The 7,936-nt window shown below is 39.5% G+C and carries 9 protein-coding genes; 5 read left to right on the top strand and 4 right to left on the bottom strand.

Features of this window, described 5'->3' with window-relative positions; genetic code table 11:
* Window positions 1–284: 284 nt before the first annotated feature.
* The 3 genes from ACFE90_RS33615 to ACFE90_RS33625 are packed head-to-tail and all read right to left on the bottom strand — an operon-like array spanning window position 285 to window position 914.
* Window positions 285–506, bottom strand: a complete 222-nt coding sequence (locus tag ACFE90_RS33615; protein ID WP_375506631.1) for a hypothetical protein — start codon at window positions 504–506, stop codon at window positions 285–287.
* Window positions 507–511: 5 nt separating this feature from the next.
* Window positions 512–712 carry a hypothetical protein gene (locus ACFE90_RS33620; RefSeq protein ID WP_375506632.1) on the bottom strand — a complete coding sequence of 67 codons (201 nt, stop codon included), beginning with the start codon at window positions 710–712 and terminating at the stop codon, window positions 512–514.
* Window positions 702–914 (bottom strand): hypothetical protein, encoded by a 213-nt coding sequence (locus ACFE90_RS33625; protein WP_375506633.1) that lies wholly within the window; start codon window positions 912–914, stop codon window positions 702–704. Before ACFE90_RS33625 ends, ACFE90_RS33620 begins: the two co-directional genes overlap by 11 nt.
* Between ACFE90_RS33625 and ACFE90_RS33630 the strand changes: the two genes are divergently transcribed.
* Window positions 913–1,053 (top strand): hypothetical protein, encoded by a 141-nt coding sequence (locus ACFE90_RS33630; protein WP_375506634.1) that lies wholly within the window; start codon window positions 913–915, stop codon window positions 1,051–1,053. The genes ACFE90_RS33625 and ACFE90_RS33630 overlap by 2 nt on opposite strands.
* Here the strand turns inward: ACFE90_RS33630 and ACFE90_RS33635 are convergent.
* Window positions 1,046–2,557 carry a hypothetical protein gene (locus tag ACFE90_RS33635; protein WP_375506635.1) on the bottom strand — a complete coding sequence of 504 codons (1,512 nt, stop codon included), beginning with the start codon at window positions 2,555–2,557 and terminating at the stop codon, window positions 1,046–1,048. The genes ACFE90_RS33630 and ACFE90_RS33635 overlap by 8 nt on opposite strands.
* 438 nt (window positions 2,558–2,995) lie before the next feature.
* On the opposite strand from ACFE90_RS33635, the gene ACFE90_RS33640 reads away from it, so the two are divergent.
* The 4 genes from ACFE90_RS33640 to ACFE90_RS33655 all read left to right on the top strand — a co-directional run bounded on the left by ACFE90_RS33640 (window position 2,996) and on the right by ACFE90_RS33655 (window position 7,872).
* Window positions 2,996–3,181 carry a hypothetical protein gene (locus tag ACFE90_RS33640; RefSeq protein WP_322645696.1) on the top strand — a complete coding sequence of 62 codons (186 nt, stop codon included), beginning with the start codon at window positions 2,996–2,998 and terminating at the stop codon, window positions 3,179–3,181.
* 345 nt (window positions 3,182–3,526) lie between these two features.
* A complete protein-coding gene (locus tag ACFE90_RS33645; protein WP_375506636.1) occupies window positions 3,527–5,404 on the top strand; it encodes an NAD(P)H-quinone oxidoreductase subunit F in 1,878 nt (625 codons plus the stop codon).
* A 51-nt stretch (window positions 5,405–5,455) separates the two neighbouring features.
* Window positions 5,456–6,169: a carbonic anhydrase gene (locus ACFE90_RS33650; protein ID WP_375506637.1), complete on the top strand. Its 714-nt coding sequence runs from the start codon at window positions 5,456–5,458 to the stop codon at window positions 6,167–6,169.
* 206 nt (window positions 6,170–6,375) lie between these two features.
* On the top strand, window positions 6,376–7,872 hold the full coding sequence (locus tag ACFE90_RS33655; protein ID WP_375506638.1) for an NADH-quinone oxidoreductase subunit M: 1,497 nt from the start codon (window positions 6,376–6,378) through the stop codon (window positions 7,870–7,872).
* The last annotated feature ends 64 nt before the right edge of the window (window positions 7,873–7,936 follow it).

The following is a 7,936-nucleotide window of genomic DNA, read 5'->3' on the forward strand; positions in this document are numbered from 1 at the left end:
GCCTCCCCTGCCTCCCCTGCCTGCCTTAACAGATAAATTTCCTTAACCCAAGCGTATTGCATCAGTCCCAATAACCGCCTCAGAATGAATTCTGAGGCTACTAGCTAAAGTCTTCTAAAGAAGACTGAATAAGGATTGGAGTCCACTTGAGTGGACTTGCGCTATTAGCCAGAGAATTTATTCTCTGGCGGGAAAGTGGGCAGGTGCAAGATATAACTTAAATGATTTCCCGCTATTCGATGCGTGACAAGTTCAAGATAATTACGGTTTATCAAAAGTCAAAACTAGGGAACTAGCTGAAAGCCCATACCTACATGGGTGAAGTGAGCATCTTCGCTGAGGATCGTTGTAATGCCAAATTCTTGCATGACTACCATTGAGGTCAGGTCAGTGAAAGAAATTAGAGGTTTATCGATAAACTTAGAACGGAATGCCTCAGTTAGAGAAAAGCGTTCTTCAGTAATGCGAATTAAATGAAATTTATCGGCTGAGAAGGCCGACAGCATCACCTTCATGGATTGGTCGGCGCGAGGTGCGGGAGCCGTCGAAAAAAGAAAGTAATTGTCTCGTCAAGGACATAATCTGTTGTATAAATTTTCCCATTTTCAGCGATCGCACGTTGGTAGGCTTCTGTGGCTTCTTGATGATAGCGTTCATTTCTGTCATGAAGCGTTAGCCAGCCCCATGTATCAATAAAAAGTTTAGCCCTCATAAAGTTCATCGTCTAAATTGGCAGCCAGGGAGCCGTGAGAGACTGCACCGATGAAGTCTGCAAGGGGATCGCTGCTTTGGGTGGGTGGGTTGGATGCTGGTGATGGAGTAGCTGCAAGTTTTTGAACATACTGTAACACGTCTTTTAGGTGCTGCTCTGGCAGTTGTTCAATTGCGTCAAAGATGGCTTGTTTGGTTGTCATGGCAATAGCTCAATGTCGCTTTCAGCTTGTTAATATTTTATTTCTTACAGGTGCGATTTCGGTTATTTTAGCGATCGCCTACTTTATCCTAGTCCAACTGCTAGGCTACCAAGACATGAAACTTACCCCGATCATTTGATGATATACCAAATACCGTTATTACTTTGACGTAAAATTTGGTATTTTTGCTCAACAAATTCTAGCAGCTTGGGAAAATTTTCTTTGATTATCGCCTGTGGTTCATAATCAATGAAGATATAAGGAGGCTTTGATGAATCTAACTCCTCTACAAGTGTTAACCATTGCTCAGGCAGAAAATATTCAAGTGCCCAACCACGTAGTATTGTTGCTTGAGTCCGACCAGAAAAGTAGTAAATCGCTGGATCACCAGCTACATAAATCTCACCTGCAACACTTCCTGGTTGACATATTAAGTTAGCCTCTGAATGAAGGGATGGATATTTTTTTCTAAAGACAGTTTGATATTTAAATCGTGTATCTTCAGTTAAAGCAAACTTATTATTAACCAGAGTTACACTCTTTTTTATAAGAGTGGATGACAAAGGTAAGAACAATAAAAATATGAGCAAAATTGTTGGAACTGGGGAACTTAATTCTTTTAAAGAGTCCCATAATATATCTAATCCTTTAGTTGCTAAAATACCTATGGGTACAAATAGCAGTAAAAAATGGTATTCCCACAATGCTTTATATTGTAGAGCAATAACACTCAAACCAAAAACACACCAAGCAACAAGTAACAAAGTTAATATATTCTTAGACTTACGCAAAGAAGCATCTATTGCAATAATAGCTATTAAAGCTAAAGGATAAAAGTTCTGTACAAACCATTTGATTCCCGAAATAAAATCCTTTTGATTTAATGCATAATGAGCAATAATAAGAGGCGGATATATAAAAAATGTCTGATAGACTATTGAAAAACTATTAAACCACGCAAAGTAGCTGGCAACGACTAAAAGAGGAAATATAATCCCTATAAATATTGGCAAACAAATTTCAATAAATATTTTTTGAATACCCTGCCGCTTTATTAATACAGAATACATTAATATAGTTAGCCAAAACGAAAATAATATCAGTAAAAATATTAATTTAAATAAGAGGACAATTCCACCAATAAAACCTGACACTAAAAGCAGGATAAATCTTTGCTTTCCTTCGCTTTTAAAAGATTGAAAAGTTAGCCAAAGACAAAGGAATAAAGGGAAACCAACCAGCGCTTCCACTTGAGTAAGATGCCAAGCGCCTGAAACAATATAGTAAACACCAACCGTTAACAAAGGTACTAAACTTGCGATTATCTGATGCCGAAAATAGCTTTTTAGAGTCAGCAGCAATATTATCGAAAAAAATACCATGTAAATAAGTTCAAACGCATGGATGCCAATCTCATTAAAACCAAACAAAGTTCCCGCCAGAAAATAAAACCAGAAAATCCCTGGTTGCTTTACATCCCAGAAATCACGATAGAGTACCTTTCCTTGTTGCATCTCTAAAGCACCTAGCCTAAAAAATGCTTGATCTCCGTCAAATGGAAAAGGTAAATGTACAAGACCAATTATGACAATAATAATTACAACTAAAAAGTCAATTTTATTTAATTTAATAATACTAATCATGACACTTTTAATTTAAATACAAGTGACTATCCCGCATTAGTGAATATCCTAGCGAGATAACAGTAAGTATGTAGCTTCTTCGTCACTGATAATGTTTAGATAATGTTTATAAACTGTAAAGAAACTGTAATAAGAAATGGCTATAAGCCTCTTATTACTTAACTTTAATCTTAACTTTGCTATGTTATCCAACACTTTTTAGAGTTTTAAAATGTTTGCAGTGTAAGCAAAACTCCATATTTATATCTTGTTTTAATAAGCAGGTAGGCACGGAAAAACAAAACTATGTAAAGATAAATAAGTCGAATGCATTACTAACGGAGTGTCTAAACCGTTGCTTTGATCAACTGCAAGTATATTGGTCAGTGTGTGGTATGTGTCTCAAGTATTAATGTAGATATAGACACAGCCCAATAACTTGCATTAAAGGAAATACTGATGGAGCGTTCAAAACTAGTTGCCATTATTACAGGTGCGATTTCGATCATTTTAGCGATCGCTTACCTCATCTTAGTCCAACTGCTCGACTACCGGGACATGAAACCCGCCCCCATCAGCCAATTTGACCAAGCGCCTGCGATTATTTCTGTTTTTTGGCAGGTTGACAAAACTACCGAAGCGTGAATTACATTTAGCTGAATTGTAGAGACGCAAAGGACTTGCGTCTTTTATCATTTATGTCAATAAGTAAAAACTCATGATGAATAGATAAAAAACAATAGCTATTATTCATTACTCAAATAGTTGTTTATATAAGATTTATTTAGAGTATTTATCTCAAATTTGTTTAGATAAAGTAATACCATTTTGACAAAGATAACGGTAAGCTGTTTTTAAGAACATTAAATAAAGATAAATTTGTCTGATCTGCGTAGGCGTAGCCCATCGTAGACATCGCTAGGTTAACGGGGATCAACGTGAGTTGACTCAAACCCCCAAATTTTTGATGACAATATATGAGGTAAGTTAATGGCTCAGTTTCTACTAGAGACTGTTTGGCTAGTTCCGTGCTATGCCTTAATAGGTGGCTTGTTAGCCGTACCTTGGTCGCCAGGGATCATTCGGAAAACGGGGCCAAGACCGGCAGGTTATGTAAATTTGGTAATGACATTTTTGGCGTTTGTACATAGTGCGATCGCCTTACAAGCAACTTGGAATCATCCAGCCCAAGAAGTATTTATTCCTTGGTTATCTACAGCTGGTTTAGACCTCACCATTGCTTTGGAAATATCCTCGGTGAGTGTTGGCGCTTTAGTTGTGATTACTGGCTTGAATTTGCTGGCGCAGATTTATGCGATTGGCTACATGGAAATGGATTGGGGTTGGGGACGCTTCTATTCCTTATTAGGATTATTTGAAGCGGGACTATGTGCCCTTGCTTTATGTAATAACTTGTTCTTCAGCTATGTAATTTTGGAAGTCCTGACACTCGGAACTTACCTACTAGTCGGCTTATGGTTTAGCCAGCCTTTGGTAGTTTCAGGTGCTAGAGATGCTTTCTTAACTAAGCGGGTAGGAGACTTATTCTTGTTGATGGGCGTATTGGCATTATGGCCTTTAGCCGGAACTTGGAATTACACAGAACTAGCCCAGTGGGCGGCTACTGCGAACGTCAACCCGACAACTATGGCACTGGTAAGTTTAGCTTTAATTGCTGGGCCAATGGGTAAATGCGCCCAATTTCCCTTGCATCTATGGCTAGATGAAGCGATGGAAGGCCCTGTTCCCAGTACGATTTTGCGGAACTCGGTAGTAGTAGCTAGTGGTGCATGGGTGCTGATTAAATTGCAACCTGTGTTAACCATCTCGCCCATAGCTTCCTCGGCGATGGTTGTGATTGGTGCAGTGACAGCCGTAGGTGCTTCTTTAATTGCGATCGCTCAAATTGATCTTAAACGCTGCCAATCCTATTCTGTCAGCGCATACATGGGTTTAGTATTCATCGCTGTGGGAGTCCAACAAGACGAAGCAGCACTATTGTTAGTCCTTACCCATGCCATATCCGCAGCACTATTGGTAATGAGTACCGGCGGAATTATCTGGAATAGCATCACCCAAGACGTAACCCAACTTGGTGGACTGTGGAAACGCCGCCCAATTTCCGGAATCGCCTTTATCGTTGGAAGTTTGGGGTTAATTGGTTTTCCACCCCTGGGTAGCTTTTCGGCGATGCTGGAATTAGCAGATGGGTTATGGAAAACCCAACCTTGGTTAGTGGGAGTATTGATAGCGGTAAATGCTTTGACAGCCGTCAGTTTAACGAGAGAATTCGCTTTAATTTTTGGTGGTAAACCTAGACAAATGGCGCAGCGATCGCCTGAAGCCCACTGGCCGATGATTCTGCCAACAATGATTTTACTTGGTGTCAGTCTACATCTTTCTTTAGTGTTGCAAAGCTTATCACTTTTACCAGATTGGGCAACTCTCAATAAAGATGTCGCACTGCTTTTAATTTGGTCGAGTATTTTCGGGTGCAGTATCACTGGTGTGATTTATTTGAGCAATATTCCCAAACCGATTCGTTTGCCTTGGAAAGGTTTACAAGACTTAATCGCATACGATTTTTACACTCCCAATATCTATCGGATGACGATTATTTTCAGCGTTGCCAAAATTTCCCAACTTGCCGATATGATTGACCGCTTTGTAGTCGATGGCATCGTGAATATGGTTGGTTTATTTTCGCTATTAGGTGGCGAAAGTCTCAAATACAGCACCTCCGGACAAACCCAGTTTTATGCTTTCACCGTCCTTCTAGGAGTGAGCGTTTTAGGAATGTGGATAACTTGGCGATTTTGGGGAGTGCAGTTTTTAAATTTGGTTTTTCAAATTTCGACACTTGGGTAGCAGTAACTATCCTACTAAAAGTTAACAGTTTAATATTTTCAGGAAAATTCCATGAGCAGACAACATACCCAAATTAATCTTTCCAGAAGAAGTTTATTTAAGTTTGGTGCAGGTGCGATCGGTACAGGTGTATTGACAGCCGGACTTGGTTCAAACTTACTTGCAGCCGAAAAAAAACCAGCAGAAGAAGATATTACGCCCGATAAAGCACTGCAAGAGTTATTAGATGGGAATGAAAGGTTTGCCAAAAGAAAACGTCGTAATCCTGACCAAAGCTATTCACGTTTAGTTGAAGTTGCCAAAGGTCAAAAGCCCTTCGCTTCTATTCTCGGTTGTGCAGATTCACGAGTACCTTCAGAAATTGTTTTTGACCAAGGACTTGGAGATTTATTTGTTTGCCGTATCGCTGGTAATATTGCCACAACACAGCAAATTGGTAGCTTAGAATTTGGCAGTTTAGTATTAGGCACCAAAGTCATCATGGTCGTCGGGCATGAAAGATGTGGTGCAGTACAAGCGGCGATTAAAGGTGCTCCAGTACCTGGAAATATTGGAAGTTTGCTTGAAGCAATTAAACCAAGTGTAGAAACTTCAAAAGATAAATCAGGAGATATGGTAGAAAATGTTTGTAAAGCAAATATTTTGGCGCAAATTAAAAGATTGCAATCATCGTCAGTTTTATCTGAGTTAATCAAAGCAGAAAAGCTGAAAATAGTCGGTGGTTATTACGATTTAGATACTGGGGAAATTAGTATAGTAAGTTAGCTTTTTTGCCCTTTGTCATTAGTCATTGCTTAAGAGTAAGTCATAAGGGACAAAAGACAAAGGACGAAGACGTAGGTTGGGTTGAGGAACGAAACCCAACATTCTCAAGACTTTGTTGGGTTACGCTATCGCTCAACCCAACCTACTATTTTTTTAAACCAAGCGTATTGAGTCATAAAGGACAAAGGACAAAGGACAAAATTTCCATGTTAAGTGTTTTGATTTTGCTTCCAATTTCCGTTGCTATTTTCATAGCAGTCTTACCTGTAAGTATTCCTAAATATCGCATTCGTTTAATAGCATTAATTTTTTCAGGGATAGTTCTTTTATGGAACCTTTTTATCCTAATAAAATTTGATATCAGCAATCCAGGGATGCAATTTAAAGAGTACTTACCCTGGAATGAAACCCTTGGATTGAGCTATCAAATAGGGGTTGATGGACTTTCTATATTAATGTTGGTGTTAAATAGCCTGCTCACCTGGATTTCTATTTACACCAGTAGTAAAGAAACTGAACGTCCCCGGTTGTTCTACTCGATGATTTTATTAGTTAGTGGAGGAGTCGCAGGCGCTTTTCTAGCAGAGAATTTACTACTATTCTTCCTATTTTACGAACTAGAATTAATCCCCTTTTACTTATTAATTTCCATTTGGGGAGGGGAAAAACGAGGTTATGCTGGGATTAAATTCCTGATTTATACTGCCGTTTCAGGAGCATTAATTCTGGCAACATTCTTAGGTATGGTGTGGCTGAGTGGTTCTACCAATTTTGCTTTTGATGCAGTCTCTACAGAAAACCTGTCAACAGCAAAACAAATCCTTTTACTAGCAGGGATAGTGTTAGGTTTTGGTATTAAAATTCCTTTAGTTCCCTTCCATACTTGGCTACCGGATGCTTATGTTGAAGCTTCAGCACCAATTGCCATTCTTCTGGGTGGCGTATTAGCAAAGCTGGGAACTTATGGATTGTTACGATTTGGGTTGGGTATGTTTCCCCATGCTTGGAGTATTATTGCACCGACTTTAGCAATTTGGGGAGCAGTCAGCGCTATCTATGGAGCAGTAATTGCGATCGCTCAAAAAGATATCAAGCGCATGGTAGCATACAGTTCCGTTGGTCACATGGGCTATATCTTGCTAGCTGGTGCTGCTAGTACTCCCTTAGCACTTGTGGGTGCAGTCGCCCAAATGTTTAGCCACGGTATCATCTTGGCGATTCTCTTCCACTTGGTGGGAGTTGTAGAAGCTAAAGTTGGTACCCGCGAGTTAGATAAACTTAATGGTTTGATGAGTCCTATACGCGGTTTACCCCTAATTAGTGCCTTACTAGTTTTAAGTGGGATGGCTAGTGCAGGTATTCCTGGTTTAACAGGATTCATCGCAGAATTTATCGTCTTTCAAGGTAGTTTCTCTGCCTTTCCCATTCCGACAATTTTGTGTGTAGTAGCTAGTGGATTAACCGCAGTTTATTTTGTCATCCTCCTCAACCGCACTTGTTTTGGCAGACTCGATAACTTCGCCTACTATCCTAAAGTTCTTTGGTCTGAGAAAATACCAGCTTTAATTTTGGCAGCTTTTATCATCTTTTTGGGAGTACAACCCACTTGGTTAGTGCGTTGGAGTGAATCTACAACTACAACAATGGTGGCTGCAATTCCCTCTTTAGAAAAAACCGTAATCTCTAAAGTCGCCCTGAAATAGCTTACAGGTTATAGGTTACAGGTTATAGTTTCTTCCTCTATCCCCATTCCCCATTCCCCAATCC

The sequence above is a fragment of the uncultured Nostoc sp. genome (assembly GCF_964245445.1).
Taxonomy (GTDB): domain Bacteria; phylum Cyanobacteriota; class Cyanobacteriia; order Cyanobacteriales; family Nostocaceae; genus Nostoc.

Excerpts from the sequence above, each read along its gene's own strand:
- ACFE90_RS33625 (WP_375506633.1), bottom strand. The coding sequence starts at position 914 with ATGACAACCAAACAAGCCATCTTTGACGCAATTGAACAACTGCCAGAG.
- ACFE90_RS33615 (WP_375506631.1), bottom strand. The coding sequence starts at position 506 with ATGCTGTCGGCCTTCTCAGCCGATAAATTTCATTTAATTCGCATTACT.
- ACFE90_RS33630 (WP_375506634.1), top strand. The coding sequence starts at position 913 with ATGGCAATAGCTCAATGTCGCTTTCAGCTTGTTAATATTTTATTTCTT.
- ACFE90_RS33635 (WP_375506635.1), bottom strand. The coding sequence starts at position 2,557 with ATGATTAGTATTATTAAATTAAATAAAATTGACTTTTTAGTTGTAATT.
- ACFE90_RS33655 (WP_375506638.1), top strand. The coding sequence starts at position 6,376 with ATGTTAAGTGTTTTGATTTTGCTTCCAATTTCCGTTGCTATTTTCATA.
- ACFE90_RS33620 (WP_375506632.1), bottom strand. The coding sequence starts at position 712 with ATGAGGGCTAAACTTTTTATTGATACATGGGGCTGGCTAACGCTTCAT.
- ACFE90_RS33645 (WP_375506636.1), top strand. The coding sequence starts at position 3,527 with ATGGCTCAGTTTCTACTAGAGACTGTTTGGCTAGTTCCGTGCTATGCC.
- ACFE90_RS33650 (WP_375506637.1), top strand. The coding sequence starts at position 5,456 with ATGAGCAGACAACATACCCAAATTAATCTTTCCAGAAGAAGTTTATTT.
- ACFE90_RS33640 (WP_322645696.1), top strand. The coding sequence starts at position 2,996 with ATGGAGCGTTCAAAACTAGTTGCCATTATTACAGGTGCGATTTCGATC.